This is a genomic window from Pseudomonas sp. FBCC-B545, assembly GCF_059134095.1.
The window spans coordinates 5,444,697-5,462,980 of sequence record NZ_CP101441.1 but is presented as its reverse complement, the minus strand read 5'-3'; the positions used below and the strand labels follow the sequence as shown (position 1 = coordinate 5,462,980).

Annotated in this window: 16 protein-coding genes and 1 pseudogene; 9 read left to right on the top strand and 8 right to left on the bottom strand. The window is 59.8% G+C overall.

From position 1 onward, the window contains the following. Nucleotides 1-15 precede the first annotated feature (15 nt). Nucleotides 16-3,159: a CusA/CzcA family heavy metal efflux RND transporter gene (locus NMB39_RS25270; RefSeq protein ID WP_494339922.1), complete on the top strand. Its 3,144-nt coding sequence runs from the start codon at nucleotides 16-18 to the stop codon at nucleotides 3,157-3,159. Nucleotides 3,160-3,218: 59 nt separating this feature from the next. Here the strand turns inward: NMB39_RS25270 and NMB39_RS25265 are convergent, their stop codons facing one another. Further along, nucleotides 3,219-4,679 (bottom strand): heavy metal sensor histidine kinase, encoded by a 1,461-nt coding sequence (locus NMB39_RS25265; RefSeq protein WP_494339923.1) that lies wholly within the window; start codon nucleotides 4,677-4,679, stop codon nucleotides 3,219-3,221. Further along, nucleotides 4,676-5,350 (bottom strand): heavy metal response regulator transcription factor, encoded by a 675-nt coding sequence (locus tag NMB39_RS25260; RefSeq protein ID WP_494339924.1) that lies wholly within the window; start codon nucleotides 5,348-5,350, stop codon nucleotides 4,676-4,678. The genes NMB39_RS25265 and NMB39_RS25260 overlap by 4 nt, the downstream gene beginning before the upstream one ends. A gap of 522 nt (nucleotides 5,351-5,872) precedes the next feature. Here NMB39_RS25260 and NMB39_RS25255 point away from each other — a divergent pair. The 3 genes and pseudogenes from NMB39_RS25255 to NMB39_RS25245 all read left to right on the top strand — a co-directional run bounded on the left by NMB39_RS25255 (nucleotide 5,873) and on the right by NMB39_RS25245 (nucleotide 7,627). Next, on the top strand, nucleotides 5,873-6,205 hold the full coding sequence (locus NMB39_RS25255) for a DUF2790 domain-containing protein (protein WP_057024832.1): 333 nt from the start codon (nucleotides 5,873-5,875) through the stop codon (nucleotides 6,203-6,205). A gap of 105 nt (nucleotides 6,206-6,310) precedes the next feature. Then, nucleotides 6,311-7,039, top strand: a pseudogene (locus NMB39_RS25250) (PAS domain-containing protein); the annotation flags it as partial. A 156-nt stretch (nucleotides 7,040-7,195) separates the two neighbouring features. Then, entirely contained in the window at nucleotides 7,196-7,627 is a 432-nt protein-coding gene (locus NMB39_RS25245; protein ID WP_370881249.1) for a methyl-accepting chemotaxis protein, read from the top strand. A gap of 165 nt (nucleotides 7,628-7,792) precedes the next feature. Here the strand turns inward: NMB39_RS25245 and NMB39_RS25240 are convergent, their stop codons facing one another. From NMB39_RS25240 to NMB39_RS25230, 3 genes are all read right to left on the bottom strand, one after another. Continuing rightward, nucleotides 7,793-8,029: a hypothetical protein gene (locus NMB39_RS25240; RefSeq protein WP_065888068.1), complete on the bottom strand. Its 237-nt coding sequence runs from the start codon at nucleotides 8,027-8,029 to the stop codon at nucleotides 7,793-7,795. 325 nt (nucleotides 8,030-8,354) lie between these two features. Further along, entirely contained in the window at nucleotides 8,355-8,591 is a 237-nt protein-coding gene (locus NMB39_RS25235; protein ID WP_057024835.1) for a hypothetical protein, read from the bottom strand. 350 nt (nucleotides 8,592-8,941) lie between these two features. Continuing rightward, entirely contained in the window at nucleotides 8,942-9,751 is an 810-nt protein-coding gene (locus tag NMB39_RS25230) for an AraC family transcriptional regulator (protein WP_057024836.1), read from the bottom strand. 137 nt (nucleotides 9,752-9,888) lie between these two features. On the opposite strand from NMB39_RS25230, the gene NMB39_RS25225 reads away from it, so the two are divergent. Both NMB39_RS25225 and ddlA read left to right on the top strand, forming a co-directional pair. Beyond that, nucleotides 9,889-10,521: a LysE family translocator gene (locus NMB39_RS25225; RefSeq protein ID WP_057024837.1), complete on the top strand. Its 633-nt coding sequence runs from the start codon at nucleotides 9,889-9,891 to the stop codon at nucleotides 10,519-10,521. Nucleotides 10,522-10,565: 44 nt separating this feature from the next. Continuing rightward, nucleotides 10,566-11,660, top strand: a complete 1,095-nt coding sequence (ddlA, locus tag NMB39_RS25220) for a D-alanine--D-alanine ligase (RefSeq protein ID WP_494339925.1) — start codon at nucleotides 10,566-10,568, stop codon at nucleotides 11,658-11,660. Nucleotides 11,661-11,698: 38 nt separating this feature from the next. Here ddlA and NMB39_RS25215 read toward each other — a convergent pair whose 3' ends face one another. The 3 genes from NMB39_RS25215 to NMB39_RS25205 are packed head-to-tail and all read right to left on the bottom strand — an operon-like array spanning nucleotide 11,699 to nucleotide 15,088. Beyond that, nucleotides 11,699-12,415 (bottom strand): purine nucleoside phosphorylase YfiH/LACC1 family protein, encoded by a 717-nt coding sequence (locus NMB39_RS25215; RefSeq protein ID WP_494339926.1) that lies wholly within the window; start codon nucleotides 12,413-12,415, stop codon nucleotides 11,699-11,701. A gap of 27 nt (nucleotides 12,416-12,442) precedes the next feature. Further along, nucleotides 12,443-14,272 carry a gamma-glutamyltransferase gene (gene ggt, locus NMB39_RS25210; protein ID WP_494339927.1) on the bottom strand — a complete coding sequence of 610 codons (1,830 nt, stop codon included), beginning with the start codon at nucleotides 14,270-14,272 and terminating at the stop codon, nucleotides 12,443-12,445. A gap of 36 nt (nucleotides 14,273-14,308) precedes the next feature. Next, on the bottom strand, nucleotides 14,309-15,088 hold the full coding sequence (locus NMB39_RS25205; RefSeq protein ID WP_057024841.1) for a PhzF family phenazine biosynthesis protein: 780 nt from the start codon (nucleotides 15,086-15,088) through the stop codon (nucleotides 14,309-14,311). Between the two features lie 205 nt (nucleotides 15,089-15,293). On the opposite strand from NMB39_RS25205, the gene NMB39_RS25200 reads away from it, so the two are divergent. Genes NMB39_RS25200 through NMB39_RS25190 form a run of 3 tightly spaced genes read left to right on the top strand, consistent with a single transcriptional unit; the run spans nucleotide 15,294 to nucleotide 18,247 of the window. Continuing rightward, nucleotides 15,294-15,728, top strand: coding sequence for a hypothetical protein (locus tag NMB39_RS25200; protein WP_231989007.1), 435 nt, complete (start codon nucleotides 15,294-15,296; stop codon nucleotides 15,726-15,728). Beyond that, nucleotides 15,725-17,203, top strand: a complete 1,479-nt coding sequence (locus NMB39_RS25195) for an ATPase domain-containing protein (protein ID WP_494339928.1) — start codon at nucleotides 15,725-15,727, stop codon at nucleotides 17,201-17,203. The genes NMB39_RS25200 and NMB39_RS25195 overlap by 4 nt, the downstream gene beginning before the upstream one ends. A gap of 9 nt (nucleotides 17,204-17,212) precedes the next feature. Further along, nucleotides 17,213-18,247 (top strand): sensor histidine kinase, encoded by a 1,035-nt coding sequence (locus NMB39_RS25190; protein ID WP_057024843.1) that lies wholly within the window; start codon nucleotides 17,213-17,215, stop codon nucleotides 18,245-18,247. Nucleotides 18,248-18,284 lie beyond the last annotated feature (37 nt).

The window sequence follows — 18,284 nt, the reverse complement described above, 5'->3', positions numbered from 1 at the left end:
TGCGAGTGATTCCCCATGTTTGAGCGCCTTATTCAATTTGCCATCGAGCAGCGCATCATCGTGCTGCTGGCGGTGCTGCTGATGGCCGGTGTCGGCATCGCCAGCTATCAGAAACTGCCCATCGACGCGGTGCCTGATATCACCAACGTGCAAGTGCAGATCAACTCGGCAGCGGCGGGGTTTTCACCGCTGGAAACCGAACAGCGCATCACCTTCCCTATCGAAACCGCCATGGCCGGCCTGCCCGGTCTGCAGCAGACGCGTTCGCTGTCGCGTTCCGGATTGTCCCAGGTAACGGTGATTTTCAAGGACGGCACCGACCTGTTCTTTGCCCGCCAACTGGTCAACGAGCGCCTGCAAGTGGCACGTGGGCAATTGCCCGATGGCATTGATACCGCGATGGGGCCGATTTCCACCGGGCTCGGGGAAATTTTCCTGTGGACCGTGGAGGCCGAGGACGGTGCGCGCAAGGACGACGGTACGCCGTATACCCCGACTGATCTACGGGTGATCCAGGACTGGATCATCAAGCCGCAACTGCGCAACGTACCGGGCGTGGCCGAGATCAATACGATCGGCGGTTTCGCCAAGGAGTACCAGATTGCGCCAGACCCCAAGCGCCTGGCCGCCTATAACCTGACGCTCAATGACCTGGTCACGGCGCTGGAGCGCAACAACGCCAACGTCGGTGCCGGTTATATCGAGCGCAGTGGCGAGCAGTTGCTGATTCGCGCACCGGGGCAAGTGGCGTCCATCGACGACATCGCCAACATCGTCATCACCACCTCGGACGGTACGCCGATCCGCGTGCGTCATGTGGCTCAGGTGGATATTGGCCGCGAACTGCGCACCGGCGCCGCCACTGAAAACGGCCGCGAGGTGGTGCTGGGCACGGTGTTCATGTTGATCGGCGAGAACAGCCGCAGCGTGTCCCAGGCGGTGGCGAAAAAACTCGAGGAGATCAACCGCTCGCTGCCCGAAGGGGTGGTGGCGGTCACCGTGTATGACCGCACCAACCTGGTAGAGAAAGCCATCGCCACGGTGAAGAAAAACCTTTTCGAAGGTGCGTTGCTGGTGGTCGCGGTGTTGTTCCTGTTCCTCGGCAATATCCGTGCGGCGCTGATCACCGCCATGGTGATTCCGCTGGCGATGCTGTTCACCTTTACCGGCATGTTTACCAACAAAGTCAGCGCCAATCTGATGAGCCTCGGCGCATTGGACTTCGGCATTATCGTCGACGGCGCGGTGGTGATCGTCGAGAACGCCATTCGCCGTCTGGCTCACGCGCAGCAGCGCCATGGCCGTTTGCTGACCCGCAGTGAGCGTCTGCACGAAGTGTTTGCCGCCGCCAAGCAAGCGCGACGGGCGCTGATCTTCGGGCAACTGATTATCATGGTGGTGTACCTGCCGATCTTTGCCCTCACCGGCGTGGCCGGCAAGATGTTCCACCCCATGGCCTTCACCGTGGTGATTGCCTTGCTCGGCGCGATGATTCTGTCGGTGACCTTCGTACCGGCGGCGATTGCGTTGTTCGTCACCGGCAAGGTCAAAGAGGAAGAAAACTGGGTCATGCGCAGTGCACGTCGGGTGTACGACCCGGTGCTTAATTGGGTGATGACGCGTCGCCCCTTGGTATTTGGCCTGGCGCTGCTGACCATCGTGGTGTCGGGCCTGGTTGCCAGCCGTATGGGCAGCGAATTTATCCCCAGCCTGAGTGAAGGCGATTTTGCCCAGCAGGCACTGCGCGTACCCGGCACCAGCCTGACGCAATCGGTGCAGATGCAGCAGCAACTGGAAAAAACGTTACTGGGCGAGGTGCCGGAAATCGAGCGGGTGTTTGCGCGTACCGGTACGGCGGAAATCGCTTCCGACCCGATGCCGCCGAATATTTCCGACAGCTACGTGATGCTCAAACCCAAGGCCCAATGGCCCGATCCGAACAAGTCCCGCGAGGCGATCATTGCTGACATCCAAAGGGCCAGTGCGATTGTGCCGGGCAGCGTGTACGAGTTGTCGCAACCGATCCAGCTGCGCTTCAATGAATTGATCTCCGGTGTGCGCAGCGATGTGGCGGTAAAGGTGTTCGGCGATGACATGGCGGTGCTCAACACCACCGCCGGGGAAATCGCCGAGACCTTGCAGGCACTCAACGGCGCCTCGGAAGTAAAGGTGGAACAAACCTCCGGCCTGCCGGTGCTGACCATCAATATCGACCGCGACAAGGCCGCGCGCTTTGGCCTGAATGTGGGTGATGTGCAGGACACCATCGCCGTCGCCGTCGGTGGGCGCCAGGCCGGTACGTTGTACGAAGGGGATCGGCGCTTCGACATGGTGGTGCGTTTGTCCGACGCGTTGCGCACGGATATCGAAGGCTTGTCACGACTGTTGATTCCAGTGCCGGCGTTGGCCGGTAATACGTCGGGGCAACTGGGTTTTATCGCCTTGTCCCAAGTCGCCAGCCTCGACCTGGTGCTCGGCCCCAACCAGATCAGCCGCGAGAACGGCAAGCGCCTGGTGATCGTCAGCGCCAACGTGCGCGGGCGTGATATCGGTTCGTTTGTCGAGGAAGCCGAAGCCGCCCTCATGGCCCAGGTGAAAGTGCCCGTCGGTTACTGGACCACCTGGGGCGGGCAATTCGAGCAGTTAAAAGAAGCCTCCGAGCGCCTGCGCATCGTGGTGCCGGTGGCGTTGCTGCTGGTGTTCGGCTTGCTGTTCATGATGTTCAACAACCTCAAGGATGGCTTGCTGGTGTTCACCGGGATTCCGTTCGCGCTGACCGGTGGGATCATGGCGCTGTGGCTGCGGGATATTCCGCTGTCGATTTCGGCGGGGGTGGGCTTTATTGCGTTGTCGGGTGTGGCGGTGCTGAACGGCCTGGTGATGATCGCCTTTATCCGCAACCTGCGCGAAGAAGGGCGCTCGTTGGCGTTGGCGATCCACGAAGGCGCGCTGACCCGCCTGCGCCCGGTATTGATGACTGCATTGGTGGCGTCCCTCGGGTTCGTCCCCATGGCACTCGCCACCGGCACCGGCGCCGAAGTGCAACGCCCGTTGGCGACGGTGGTGATTGGCGGGATTATTTCTTCGACCTTGCTGACGCTGCTGGTGTTGCCGGCGCTTTACCAGTGGGCCCATCGCCGCGAAGAAGAGGCTGCCTAAAACCTTGGGCGCACCACAAAGACCAATGTGGGAGGGGGCTTGCTCCCGATAGCGGAGTGTCAGCCAGCACATGCATTAGCTGATCCGCCGCCATCGGGAGCAAGCCCCCTCCCACACTGGACCTGTGCTGTTTTCAGATTCAGGGGAAACACCAGGCTGAACCGCGTAAAGCGCCCCGGCTGGCTGGTGACATGGGCACGCCCCCCATGAAGATGCATGATCGACTTGACGATCGCCAACCCCAGCCCGTTGCCGCCTTCGGCGCGGGTACGGCTGCTGTCGGCGCGGTAGAAACGTTCGAACAGGTGCTGCAGGTGGTGCGCGTCGATGCCTCGACCCGGGTTGCCCACCGACAGCGACACGCTCTGTTCATAGGCTTCCACCAACAACAAGATGCTCGAACCTTCAGGTGTATGGCGAATGGCATTGGAGAGCAAATTGGATATGGCCCGCTGGATCATCAGCCGATCACCAGTCACCCAGGCATCGCCGCGCAGGCTCAGGGTGAGCTCTTTGTCTTCGGCACTCAGGGCAAACAGCTCCATCACCCGCTGGGCTTCTTGGGCCAGGGACACTTCGGTGAATGACGCCCGCGCCGCAGGATGGCTGACCTGGGCCAGGAACAGCATATCGCTGACGATACGCGCCAGGCGTTCAAGCTCTTCGGTGTTGGATTCCAGCACCGCCTTGTATTCCTCGGGCGGCCGCTGGCGGGACAGGGTCAGTTGGGCCTTGCCCATCAGGTTGGTCAAGGGCGCCCGCAGTTCGTGGGCCAGGTCATCGGAGAATTGCGAGAGTTGCTGTACGCCCGCATCCAGGCGGTCGAGCATCACATTGATGCCTTGGGCCAGTTCTCCCAGTTCGTAGGGCAAGTTGTCCACGGACAAACGATGGGTCAGGTCTTGGGTGGTGACTTTCGCCGCTACTTGGCTGAACTGCTTCAACGGTGCCAGGCCGCGTTGCACCAGCCACCAGGCGCCCATGCCGATCAGGATCAACAGCAGCGGCAGCGCAATCAGTGTGGCGCGCAGGTAGGCGCTGAGCAACGCCTGGTCGTCCATGCGGTCCAGGGACAGCAGCACCCGCACGCGTTCGCCGCTGGCCAGGCGCATCAGGCTGGAGGCGCTGAGCACCTGGCTGCCATAGTTGTCGGTCCAGTTCAGGTAGCCGAGGGTTTCCCGGGGTTTGAAGTCCGTGAGCAAGGGCTCCTGGGGCTTGGCACCGATGTTGAGTAACACGCTGTTATTGGGGGCGGTGCCGACGATAGTCAGGTAGAAATTGTCATGGCCGATGACCAGGTCCAACAGCGAGTGGGGGCGGGCGCGGATGGCCTGGGCGTCGAGCCCCAGGGCCAGGCTGTGCTGGATCTGTTCCATCTTGCTTTCCAGGTTCTTGCGCGCCAGTTTTTCCAACTCATGGGTGAGGGCCAGGTAGGCCAGGGTGGCCAGCAGCAACACCAGGCCGGCGCCCATCAGGCTGACGGTCAGGCCCAGGCGCATCGACAGGCTGCCGGTCTTCATGGACGCGCTTCCAGCATATAGCCCACGCCACGGATGGTGTGGATCAGCTTGACCTCGCTCTGGTCATCCACCTTGGCCCGCAAGCGGCTGATGGAAACTTCCACCACGTTGGTGTCGCAATCGAAATTCATGTCCCACACCAGGGAAATAATCTGCGTGCGGGTCAGCACTTCACCGCTCTGGCGCATCAGTACGTGGAGCAGGGTGAACTCCTTGGTGGTCAGGTCGATACGCCGAGTGCCGCGATAAGCACGATGGCGGCGCGGGTCCAGTTCCAGGTCCGACACGCGGAACACTTCCGGCTGCGGAATGTGTTCGCTGCGTCGCAACAAGGTGCGTACACGGGCCAGCAGCTCGGGAAACTCGAAGGGCTTGACCAGGTAGTCGTCGGCGCCCATGTCCAGGCCCTTGATCTTGTCAGCCAGCCGGCCCCGGGCGGTCAGCATCATTACCCGCTGGGCGCTATTGCGCCGCAGTTCTTGCAGAACTTGCCAGCCGTCCTTGCCGGGCAGGTTGACGTCGAGAATCACCAGCTCATACGCGTGCTGCCCGGCCAGGTGCAGGCCATCGATGCCATTGGCGGCGCAGTCGACCACGTAGCCGCTTTCGTTCAAGCCTTGCTGCAGGTAGTCAGCAGTCTTTTGCTCGTCCTCAACCACAAGGATACGCATGGGGGTTACCTCTAATGTCTGGAAAGAGAAAGCGCCCATTTCCGTTTGGCGGCTGTTTTCAAGGGGGTAGGAAAAGTCTGAACGGTGAAGTAACTTCAGGGTCAACTGCGACCATCAGTCGCATAACCCTGCGGGCAAAAAAAACGCCCCAAGCGGGGCGTTAAAAACTCATCTCTTTCCAAAGGAGCTACACAAAAGCTTCAGAGATGAATGTGCTCGGTGATAAGTTGAAGCCAGTATAGAAATTTCAACTTAACGAGAAGCTGGAGCCAATATTACAATTTTGATAGACGGCTATTTGTGAACAGATGTTAGTTAATCGCGAGCGAATGTAAGCTTACAGCGCGAGCACTGGGCATATCGGGGAGTCATTTGCTGCAGCTGCTGTGCGGCGGCACGCTGATGAAGGTTACGATTCTGCAAACTGGCGGCCTTCTAACAAATAAGTAATGTTCTGGTGAACATGCCGTCAGGGTTCACTGGTTAATCTCGACACTGAACTTTTCAGTCGAGGAACCCGTGATGAACTTTTATAAAGTGGCCTCAGGTGTTTTAACCGCCGTCTTATCCTTCGGTGCACTGGCCGAAGGCGGAGGGGATCGAACCTTCGCCCTGATGATGGAGCGCAACGAGAAAGCCATGGCCGCCTACGCGATCAAAAACGGCAAGCCAGTGCCTGAGGTGCAGGCCTATCGTTATGGCATGGAGTTGGACATTGCCAAGGTGGTCAACATGACGCCGCCGGTCCGCTCGTGCAACGCCGTGCCGTCGCGCATGACCTATGAGGATTCCAGCGGCAAGCTCAAAACCCTGGAGTATCAGGTGTTGGGTGTGTGCCGAAACACGGGCGGTTGAAGGATCAAAAAATATAGTGGGGCGGTGGGCTAAAGCGCTATTCAGAAAATGCCGGCAGCGCCGATGCAGCATTAATCGTCCCGCCCATTTGCCCATCGGTGCCCTATGTTCAATACCCGCCTGAAACAGGAGCTGGCCGCTCTTCGCGAAGACTTGTCGAGCTTGCTGCAGGTCAAGGAGAGCCTGGAGAACGAAATGCTGTGCCTGACGCTCAATGCCGAGGGGCGGGTAGAGTGGGCGAATGCCAACTTCCTGCAGGAGCTGGTTTATCCGCTGAGTGAGATTGTAGGGCGGGCGATTGAAGACTTGGTGCCGGCTCATGTGCGCCAGGACGAGTTCCAATTGCGCTTCAAGCACGCGTTGGCTCGCGGCGAACATTTTGCCGGCACCGTACGCCTGATGCGGGGCAATGGCAAGGAGGCGTGGCTGCGCTCGATTGTGCAGCCGGTGCGCAATTCGCAGGGGCGTCTCAAGCATTTTTCAATGTTCTCCAGCGACCTCACCCGCACCATCGAGAATTCGCGTGAACATGACAACCTGATCACCGCGCTGATGCGCTCCACGGCATTGATCGAGTTCGACCTGGACGGGCACGTGCTCACCGCCAATGACCGCTTCCTCAGCAGCATGGGTTACAGCCTGGCGCAGATCCAGGGTAAACATCACCGTATGTTCTGTGAGCCGCAGGAATACAACAGCCCCGAGTACCAGCAGTTCTGGAAACGCCTGAATGCCGGCGAGTTCGTCGCGGCACGCTTCAAGCGCGTGGACAGCCATGGCCGCCTGGCGTGGTTGGAAGCCACCTACAACCCGGTGCGGGACGCCAACGAGCGACTGTACAAAGTGGTCAAGTTCGCCACGGTGATCACCGATCAGGTCAACCGCGAGCAGGCGGTGGCCGACGCCGCCAGCATTGCCTACAGCACCTCCCTGCAAACCGACGACAGCGCCCAGCGCGGCACCACGGTGGTGACCCAGGCCGTGGAAGTGATGCGTGACCTGGCCCAGCACATGCAACAGGCCGGCGAAGGCATCGAGGCGCTGAACGCCCAGTCCCAAGTGATCGGCACTATCGTCAAGACCATCAGCGGCATCGCCGAACAGACCAACTTGCTGGCGCTGAACGCAGCCATCGAAGCGGCGCGTGCCGGTGAACAAGGGCGTGGCTTTGCGGTGGTGGCTGATGAGGTGCGGCAACTGGCTTCGCGCACCAGCAAAGCCACTGAAGAAATTGTCGGCGTGGTGCGACAGAACCAGGACATGGCCCGCGATGCGGTGGCGCTGATGGCCGACGGTCGCCTGCAAGCCGAACAAGGCCTGGCCCTGGCGGCCGAGGCTGGCACGGTGATTGTGGAAATCCAGGACGGTGCGCAAAAAGTGGTGAGTGCGGTTGGGCAGTTTGCCAATCAGCTGTCGAGTTAACTGGTTAGCTCAAGAGCATGTTCCAACGCTGAACTCGGTTTTGAATACAACAAAACTCAATGTGGGAGGGGGCTTGCTCCCGATGGCGGTGGGTCAGTCATAGATGTATTACTGACACACCCTCATCGGGAGCAAGCCCCCTCCCACATTGGTTTTGTAGTGTTTTCAGGTACGCGGCATGCACTCGATAGTGCGGTTTACCACGGTCTTGGCCATTTCCAGCAAGTGCCACGCGGCATGGATTCTGGCGCGGTCGTGGGGTTGCAGGTGATCGCAACAATCCCACACTGTGGCCGATGCGCTATGGATCAGATGGGAAATATAGAGTTGGGCGTCTTCGAAGCTGAGTTCTTCGTTGACGACGAGGCAGTCCATGGGTGGATCGGGCAGTGCTTTGGTCATGGTGTAACTCCTATTAACTCAAAGGAGCCGACCCCGTCGCGACTAAACGTTGGGTGGCGGCTGTACGCAGGTTAGTCGACCGGCAAATAGGCAAAGTCCGGCGCACCCGAGGGCGCCCTGCGCACAGCCCTGTCTCGAAAACGTCCTGCAATTTAAAGAGACACAGCTTGCTGGCCCTTTACAAACCATGACCAAATGCCAGCAACACCATCCGTCCAAATGTGGGAGGGGGCTTGCTCCCGATGAGGGTATGTCAGTCATACATCTGTGACTGACCCACCGCCATCGGGGGCAAGCCCCCTCCCACATTGGTTTTGTAGTGTTTTCAGGTACGTGGCATGCAGTCGATAGTGCGGTTTACCACGGTCTTGGCCATTTCCAGCAAGTGCCACGCGGCATGGATTCGGGCACGGTCGTGGGGTTGCAGGTGATCGCAACAGTCCCACACGGTGGCTGAGGCGCTGTGGATCAAGTGGGAGATATAGAGTTGGGCGTCTTCGAAGCTGAGATTTTCGTTAACGACGAGGCAGTCCATGGGTGGATCGGGAAGGGCTTTGGTCATGGTGTAACTCCTGATTAAGGCAGAAGCCGGCCCAGTCGCGACTAAACGAAGGGTGGCGGCTGTACGCAGGTTAGTCGACCGGCTAATCAGGAAAATCCGGCGCACCCGAGGGTGCCCTGCGCACAGCCACCATAAAACCTCATGGAGGACCATGCGCCTGATTAGAGTCCGGGCGACTAAACCCGATCACTGAAAAGGCAGTGACGGACCGAAGACTAGCCATCGATTCCAACAGGCACAAGGCGGCGGGGATTGTCTCGGAAACGTCCTGCAATTTAAAGAGACACAGCTTGCTGGCCCTTTACAAACCATGACCAAATGCCAGCAACACCACCCCTCCCACATTTGGATCAGCGGCCGAGCATCTTTACCCAGCGCGATGGCGGCATGCCGTAGGTGCTGCGAAATTGACGGGTCATGTGGCTTTGGTCGGTGAAGCCGGCGGTCATCGCCGCATCCACCAACGATTGGCCCTGGGCCAACAGCTGACGCACCAGGTCCAGCCGGCGCATGGTCAGGTAGCGGTAGGGGCTGGTGCCGAACAATAAACGAAAATCCCGCGATAACGCCCAGCGGTCGCGGCCGGCGTGGTCGGCCATTTCATCCAGGGTAATGCTGCGGCCCAGGGCGCTATGGATAAATTCACGGGCGCGCTCGGCGGCGATGTAGTCGAAGGATTTGCGGCTGACGATGGCGCCGGACGCCATGCTCAGCGCCTGTGCCAGGTCGTACATGGCGTCCTGTTCCTGCATCGGGTCAATCGAGCACTCCAGGTTCTGCAGCAACACTTCGCTGGCGCGGTGCAGCCGTGGGTCGGTGGACAAGCCGCCGGGAATAAACGGCAAGGGCTTGCCGCCAAGGATCTGCTGGATCAGCGCCGGCTCCACATAAATCATCCGGTACTTGAAGCCTTCATCGCTGCCTGCGCGGCCGTCATGGAGTTCATCCGGGTGAATCACCATGGTGGTACCAGGCAGGCTGTGGGTCATGCCGCCGCGGTAATGAAAACTCTGCACGCCGAACAAGGTGCGCCCGATGGCGTAGGTGTCATGGCGATGGGGGTCGAACGCGAAGCCGGCAAAGTACGCCTCGATACGGTCCAGGCCACTGGCGTGCGGGGCGCGGTGCAGCCAATCGAGGGTGTGGGTGGGGTTGCCCATGGTGACTTGTCACAAAAGGAGGTGGAAACACGTTAACCGAGTCTGCCGCGCTTGTCTGCCTGGGGTCTTGTACGATTGTGCAGGCGTCGGCTGGGGCCTATGATCGCGGTTCGTCTACTGCACTGGTGGAGCCTTCCATGGATTTTTTCAACCCTGCCTATGTGGCGCCCTTGGTGGCGCTCGCGCTGCTGTGGACGGTGGCCGTGGTGACGCCCGGCCCCAACTTCTTCAATACGGCGCAGTTGGCCGCCAGCTGTTCGCGACGTCACGGCGTGGTGGCATCGGCGGGCGTGGCGACCGGCACGATTATCTGGGGTCTGGCGGGTGGCCTGGGCATCAAGTCGCTGTTTACTGCCGCGCCCATGCTGTACCTGGCGTTCAAGATCATCGGCGGCTGCTACCTGATCTACCTTGGGCTGAAACTGTTCAAGCGCTCGGCGCCGGCATCGGTGCAGTTGCCCGACGAGCCGCGACGCTCATTGTTTTCCGCCTGGCGCTTCGGCTTGCTGGGGAATTTGTCCAACCCCAAGGCCGCGCTATTCGTCGCCACGGCCTTCGCCTCGACCATGCCGCCGTCCCCATCGCCTGCGCTGCTGACCCTGGCGGTCATCACCATGGCGACCTTGTCGTTCAGTTGGTACACCAGCGTCGCCCTGGTGTTTTCCAGCGAGCGAATGGCCAACCTCTACAGCCGTTCGCGCAAGTGGCTCGACCGCTTTGCCGGCAGTTGCTACCTGTTGTTCGGTGCACATCTGGTAGCGAATCGCTGACCGGCCGTGGTAAGAAGCCTTACTTTCAACAGTGAGGCCGGGTCATGAGCAAGGTGCGGGTAGGGATTATTTTTGGTGGTCGTTCGGCCGAGCATGAGGTGTCGCTGCAATCGGCGCGCAACATCGTCGATGCCCTCGACCGTTCGCGCTTCGAGCCCATCCTGATCGGGATCGACAAGGCCGGTCACTGGCACCTCAACGACACGTCGAACTTCCTGATCAACCAGGAAAACCCGGCGCTGATCGCCCTCAACCAATCCAACCGTGAATTGGCGGTGGTGCCGGGCAAGGCCAGCCAGCAAGTGGTGGAAACCTCCGGCCAGGGGCTGCTGGAACACATCGATGTAATCTTCCCCATCGTCCATGGCACCCTTGGCGAAGACGGTTGCCTGCAAGGCTTGCTGCGCATGGCTGACTTGCCCTTCGTCGGCTCCGACGTGCTTGGCTCGGCCGTGTGCATGGACAAAGACATCAGCAAACGCCTGCTGCGTGACGCCGGTATCGCGGTTACGCCGTTCATTACCCTTACGCGTCGAAACGCGGCACGCACCTCTTTTGAGGCAGCTGCGAACACGCTCGGCCTACCGATGTTCGTCAAACCCGCCAACCAGGGCTCCTCAGTGGGCGTGAGCAAAGTCGGCAATGAAGCCGAGTACCTCGCCGCGATTGAGCTGGCGCTGGGTTTTGATGAAAAAGTGCTGGTGGAGTCCGCCGTCCGGGGCCGTGAAATCGAATGCGCCGTGCTGGGCAATGACCAGCCCATTGCCAGCGGCTGCGGCGAGATCGTGGTGAGCAACGGCTTCTATTCCTACGACAGCAAATACATCGACGACCAGGCCGCCCAGGTGGTGGTGCCTGCGGCTATCAGCCATGAAGCCAGCGAGCGCATTCGCAGCCTGGCCATTGAAGCGTTTGAAGTGCTGGGTTGCGCAGGGCTGGCGCGGGTGGATGTGTTCCTGACCGATAATGGCGAAGTCCTGATCAACGAGATCAACTCACTGCCCGGTTTTACCCGCATCAGCATGTACCCCAAGCTGTGGCAGGCGGCGGGCATGAGTTACAGCGAGCTGGTAAGCCGCTTGCTTGAACTGGCGCTGGAGCGGCATGCGGGGCGCAAGGGGTTGAAGATCAGTCGCTGATTGCTGGTGGCCCTCGCCGCAAAAGTACGGCCTGTTCGTCAGGTCGTACGAGCAATCCACGAATAGATCAACGTCCTGTTCTCCGCCGGGTGATGAGTCCTCCTGCGATAGCTGGCAAACGCCGGCGAGGTGCAGTAGGTGCATACGTCACTCACCTCGATATGTTCGCGCTTGACCCCGGCCGCGTGCAGCAACAGCAGCCCATACCCGCTCAAATCAAACCAGGCACTTCCTGTTTGCCTGGCATGGGGCGGTGTAATGTGCGGGGCTTGTAGCGGTGTCGGTTGCTCATCGCTCCAGGGCGCCTGGCCGTGCTGCCATACGTGGCCTTGATCGGCCTGGAACTCGGCAATAAACGCCGCGCTCACCTCATAGCAGCACGGTTTGATCGACGGCCCAATCGCTACTCGCAGTTGGTCTGCGGTAATGCCTTTATCTATGAAGCGCTGCACGGCATTGTCGATGATTCCGCGCTGCAAGCCCTTCCAGCCGCCATGGATGGCCGCTACCCACTCACCGCCTGCGATCAGAATGGGCAAGCAATCGGCCGTGATGACCGCAATCGGCTGGCGGCTGTGTGTGAGCACCCCGTCGGCCTCAATCGTGTTGGCCAGCTGACCCGGTTGCCACTCGATCACCGACGCGCTGTGCACTTGTTTGCAAATGAACACGTCATCGGGTCGCAGGGGATCATCAATCGAGCAAAAACCGTGATCGACGCCGGGGAGAGCATTGAGGTTGGGGACTTTGTGCACCGTGCATTCTCCGTTGATCAAAACACCTTAGTCGCCCAGCGCCTCGCCTTCGCGCCGAGGGTCGGCGCCGCCGCTCAGCGACACCTTGCCCTGGGCATCCCGTGTGCGCACGATGGCCTGGATGCCGCTGGTCATCTCGATTTCGCTGAGGGCATGACCTTTGTCCTTGAGCGCCTGTTTCAGCGCGGGGTTGAACAGACCTGTTTCCAATTCAGTGGCCCCGTTGCGGCTGCCGAAATTCGGCAGGCTGATGGCTGCTTGGGGATCAAGTTTCCAGTCGAGCATGGCTACCAGGGATTTACTCACGTACTCGATGATCTGCGAACCGCCGGGGGAGCCGACGGTGGCGAGCAGCTCACCCGTCTGGCGGTCGAACACCAAGGTCGGCGCCATGGCCGAGCGCGGGCGCTTGCCGGGTTGCACGCGGTTCGCCACAGGCTGGCCGTTTTCTTCGGGAATGAACGAGAAGTCGGTCATCTGATTGTTGAGTAAAAAGCCCTGCACCATCACATGGGAGCCGAACGCCGCTTCCACCGTGGTGGTCATCGACACCGCTCCGCCCTGGTCGTCTACCGCCACCACTTGCGAGGTGGAGATGCGCAGCGGCGAGCGGTCCGGTGCATAGGCCACCTGCACGCCAGCGGGTTGGCCGGGCTTGGCGATGCCCATGCTGCGTTCGCCGATCAGCGCGGCACGCTGGGCCAGGTAATTGGGCGCGACGAGGCCGGCAACCGGTACGGGGGTGAAGTCTGCATCAGCCACATACAGTGCACGGTCGGCAAAGGCCAGGCGCCCGGCTTCGGCGATCAGGTGCACCGCCTCGGGTGTCGGCTCAAGCCCGGCCGGCGAGGCACTCTTGACCGGTGTCATCCGCGCGATAGCCAAGCGAGGGTCGCGGGTTTCCAGTGCCTGCAAAGTCCCAAGGATCTGCGCCACAGCAATCCCGCCCGAGGAAGGCGGCGGCATGCCGCAGACCTTCCACTGTTTGTAGTCGGTACACAAAGGTGCGCGTTCCTTGGCGCTGTAGCTCTTGAGGTCGGCCACGGACAGGCTGCCGGCATTGTGATTACCCTGCACCTTGCGTGCGATCTCATCGGCAATCGGCCCGTGGTACAGCGCGTCCGGCCCTTCCTTGGCGATGCGCTTGAACACCGCGGCCAGCGCTGGATTTTTCAGCAGCGTGCCGGTGGCTTTTGGCGAGCCATCGGCATTCAGGAAGTACGCCGCCATCTCCGGCAATTGTGCGATAAAGCGGTCAGCCGCAATCAAGCTGTGCAAGCGCGGGGAAATAGCGAAGCCTTGTTCCGACAAGCGGATCGCGGGCTCAAACAGCTTGGCCCATTGCAGATGGCCGCTCTTCTTGTGCGCCATCTCCAAGGCGCGCAATACCCCTGGCGTACCCACCGAACGTCCACCAATCTGGGCATCCGTAAACGCCATTTGCGTACCATCGGCCTTCAGGAACAAACGCTCGGTCGCACCCGCCGGCGCGGTTTCGCGGCCGTCGTAGGCATGCACCTTTTGCCCATCCCACAGCATGATGAATGCACCGCCGCCGATACCGGAAGACTGCGGCTCCACCAAGGTCAGCACCGCCTGCATGGCAATCGCCGCATCGATGGCCGAACCGCCCTGGCGCAACATCTCACGCCCGGCTTCGGCGGCCAGCGGGTTGGCGGCGGCGGCCATGTGGCGTTCGGCGTGGCGGGTGCTGAGGTCCGTGCGATAGCCAGAACCCAGCTCCGGAGCCGGTGGTTGTTCGGTCACGGCAGTGTGGCAGGCCGCGAGGGCCAGGGCTGTTGCGATGACCGTCAGGTGGCGGCGGGAAATCAAAAACACGCGCTGAACTCCGTTCATTTTGAGAAGGATCTGTTGTCCTTGGGGAACTGCTTTTTACAGATAAATGGTGCCTTGCATATACAGCACGGCCTTACCGGAAATAATCACCCGGTCGCCCTTAAGTTCACAACGCAACTGGCCCTTGCGCTGGCCGCCTTGCTCGGCAGTCAATTGCGATTTGCCCAGGCGCTCGGCCCAGAACGGTGCCAGCGAGGTGTGCGCCGAGCCGGTGACCGGGTCTTCATTGACCCCCACATTCGGCCCGAACCAGCGTGAGACAAAGTCAAATCGAGTGCTTTTGGCGGTGACCGCAATCCCGCGTTTAGGCAGGCCCCTGAGTCGTGCGAAATCCGGCGTGAGCGCCGCTACCTGAGCTTCATCTTCTACCAGCACGATGTAGTCATCGGTGCCGAACACTTCGGCGTTTTCGATCCCCAATGCACTCAGCAGACCGCTCGGCGGTTCGCAGCGTTGAGGTTGCTTGGCCGGGAAATCCATCGCCAACTCATCGCCATTGCGCGTCACCCGCAGTTCGCCGCTGCGTGTGGCAAAACGCAGCACTTCGGGGGCATCCGCCAACATATGCATCAGCACCCACGCTGCCGCCAACGTGGCATGGCCGCACAGGTCCACTTCGACTTCCGGCGTCAGCCAGCGCAACTCATATATATCGCCGCGAGGCACGAAGAACGCGGTTTCCGAAAGGTTGTTTTCAGCGGCGATGCTTTGCAGTTGTTCGTCGTGCAGCCACTCGGTAAGTGGGCACACCGCCGCCGGGTTGCCGCCGAAGGGGTGTTGGCTGAAGGCATCGACTTGGTAGATATCCAGTTTCATCGTGGCGCTCCGTGTTTCAGGGAGGCTGGACACTAACAGTGGGGTCTGGAAGCGTCAAAATACAGTTGGGCAGTTTTTTTGCGCGCATAAAAAACCGCCTACCTTTCGGTAAGCCGTTTTTAGTACTTGGGATGTGGACATTAGGGCTTCTGTAATTTGCCCTAGGGTGTACCATCGAATACTGCTCATCAGATATTAGTCCGTTATGTCCACACCAAGCGAAGAGAGCCGCCAGATCGTAGCTTCTCTGGCGCTCTGTGTTGGTCCACGCGCTGACACTGCAAGCATCGCCCAGGCGATTGTTTCGATTTTGCAGAATATAGGCGCAGTACTTACGCCCATTATTGGCCAGCAGGGCGTTGCCGCGCTGTACCGGCGCACCTTCCATCTGTGCGTCTCTACTCATCCAAGGCTGGCCGGCATCTATGACAGTGTGCCGGCCGCGATGGACCTGATTGCCCTCAAATCCGTACTCGTCGAGCAGAACGAAACCGATGCGCTGTTTTTCGGTGAGGTGTTGTTGACTACCCTCTACGAGCTACTGACCACGCTGATCGGGCCCTCACTCACTACACGTTTGCTGGTTGACGTGTGGCAGCCTTCTTCGAGCGACACCTCTTCGCAGGAAATTTCGCCATGAGCACCAAAGTGACTATCAATCGTCTGGCCACGGGTGTGCCAGGACTGGACGAGGCCCTGGGCGGAGGCCTGCCAGAGTTTTCGTTCAACTTGATCGCCGGCCCTCCCGGGTGTGGCAAAACTACCCTTGCGCACCAGATGATGTTTGCCCTGGCCACGCCTGAACGTCCGGCGTTGTTTTTTACCGTCCTTGGCGAGCCGCCGTTGAAAATGCTGCGCTATCAGCAGCAATTCGATTTTTTCGACAACGAAGCGATCAACCAGTCGATTCGCTATATCAACCTGGCCGACGACACACTGGCCGGTGACTTGGACGAGGTACTGCGACGGATCGTCAGCGAAGTCGAGGCGCATTCACCGTCGCTGGTATTTGTCGATTCGTTTCGCTCCGTGGTGCTGGCCAGCCAGACCCAAGACAACCCGAATAACAACTTGCCGCAGTTCATCCAGCAACTGGGTATGTTGATGACCACGTGGCAGGCGACGACCTTTCTGATTGGCGAATACTTCACCGAAACCGACACCAATCCGATTTTCACCGTGGCAGACGGCCTGATATGGCTGCGCCAGAGCATCGAGCGCAACTCGATGGTGCGCAAGATGGAAATCATGAAGATGCGCGGCCAGCCGACCTTGCCGGGCCTGCACACCTTTCGTATTGCGACCTCGGGGATCAAGGTGTTCCCACCGGCGGCTATCAATCGCTCGGTTGAAGCGCCGTCGACGTTCCCGATCACACGCCTGAAAATGGGGGTGCCGGTACTCGATGAGATGCTCGGCGGCGGCCTGCCTCGTGGGTATTCGCTGTTGGTGGCCGGACCATCGGGCTCGGGCAAAAGCATTTTGGCGGCGACCTTCCTGGCCGAAGGCGCACGCAACGGTGAAACCGGTGTGATTGCCGTGTTCGAGCAGCGGCCCAACCATTCGCAAAACCCGAAGTTGGCTGAGTTGATCAAGAGCGGGCAGGTTAGCCTGGTAGACAGCCGCGCGCCGGACCTGTCCATCGACGAAATCGTCCACTTGCTGCTCGGCGAGATCGGCCGTTTGAAAGCCACCCGCGTGGTAATTGATTCGCTGTCGGGCTTTGAGCTGGCATTGGCGCCAACCTTTCGCGCCGACTTTCGCGAGTCGCTCTCACGCATGGTCACCGCGCTGACGGCTGCCGGGGTCAGCGTCTTGATGACCTCTGAGTTGGAAGACCGCTACACCGACTTGCGCTTTAGTCCTTACGGCACAGCTTTTCTCACCGACGCGATCATTGTCCAGCGCTACATTGAAGTGCAGAGCCGCCTGCTGCGGATCATGGCAGTGGTAAAGGTGCGCGCCAGCGCCCATTCCGATGAGTTACGCCAGTATTACATCGACGACAACGGCCTGCAGATTGGCGAAATGCTCGCTGATCAGGAGGGACTGCTGGGGGGGCGTCCGACAAAGCAAGGCGCAGAGGCGAAACACATGGGAGATAAAAATGATTGAGCCCGACTCGTGAGCAAGATCAGCGGCGAGAACGAACGTGAGAAGGCCAATGCCGCTCACGAACTGTTCTTGCTCGGTCAAAAAACGGTTGAAGCACGCGCCGTATTGGCCGCCCTACAGCAACAGTTGAACGACGCCAGCAGCCTCTTGGTGGATACCCAGCAGGTCGAGAAGGTGATGCAGGCCAATCAACAATTGGTGTTGGCAATACTTCTAGCCCAGTCAGACGCCGTGACTCCGCCTCGCTTGGGTGAGTTGCATTTGTACCAGGAGTTGCGCGAGGCTAATGCGCAACTGGTCATCGCTGCGCTGAGTGCCCAGGACCTTCAGGCAACAGCCGAACGCGCGCTGAGTCAGCACAAAGGCATCCTTGCCATGGTCGCCCATGAACTGCGAAATCCGCTGACGCCTATCAGCATGATTGCAGAGCGTATGGTGCGTCTGCCTAGCGATCAACTCCCTCGAATGCGGGAATTAATCGAGAGCCAGGTACAGCATATTTCACAATTGGTCGATGATCTGCTGGATGTCTCTCGCGTCAGCACTGGCAAACTGCGAATCAATCTCCGCGATGTCGATATGATGCAGGTAATTCTCGCGGCCGTTGACGCCTGCCGCCCAGTCATGAGTGCGCGACAGCAATATTTCGATATCCATCTTCCCCATGGGATTTTGATGGTGAATGGCGACCCGGTACGTCTCTCGCAGATTCTTCACAACCTTCTGGCCAATGCGGCCAAGTACACACCTGCCGCCGGCAAAATCAAGCTGATTGTGACGGTAGAGCACGAAGTTCTGAAGATACGAATTTCCGACAATGGAATTGGAGTTACGGCGAAAGCACTGCCCTTTATTTTTGATCCTTATGTTCAAGATTCACACGCTATAGGCTTCAACGGAGCTGGCTTGGGTATTGGATTAACTGTCGTTCGCGAGCTTGTCGAAGCACACGGCGGTACTGTGACTGGTATGAGTGAGGGTAGCGGCAAGGGGAGCGAGTTTGTGGTTTCTCTGCCGCTGGTGGCAACGTTCGCAGCCTGTTAGGAAGATGCAGACGTTAACTTTTACTTATACGGGATCT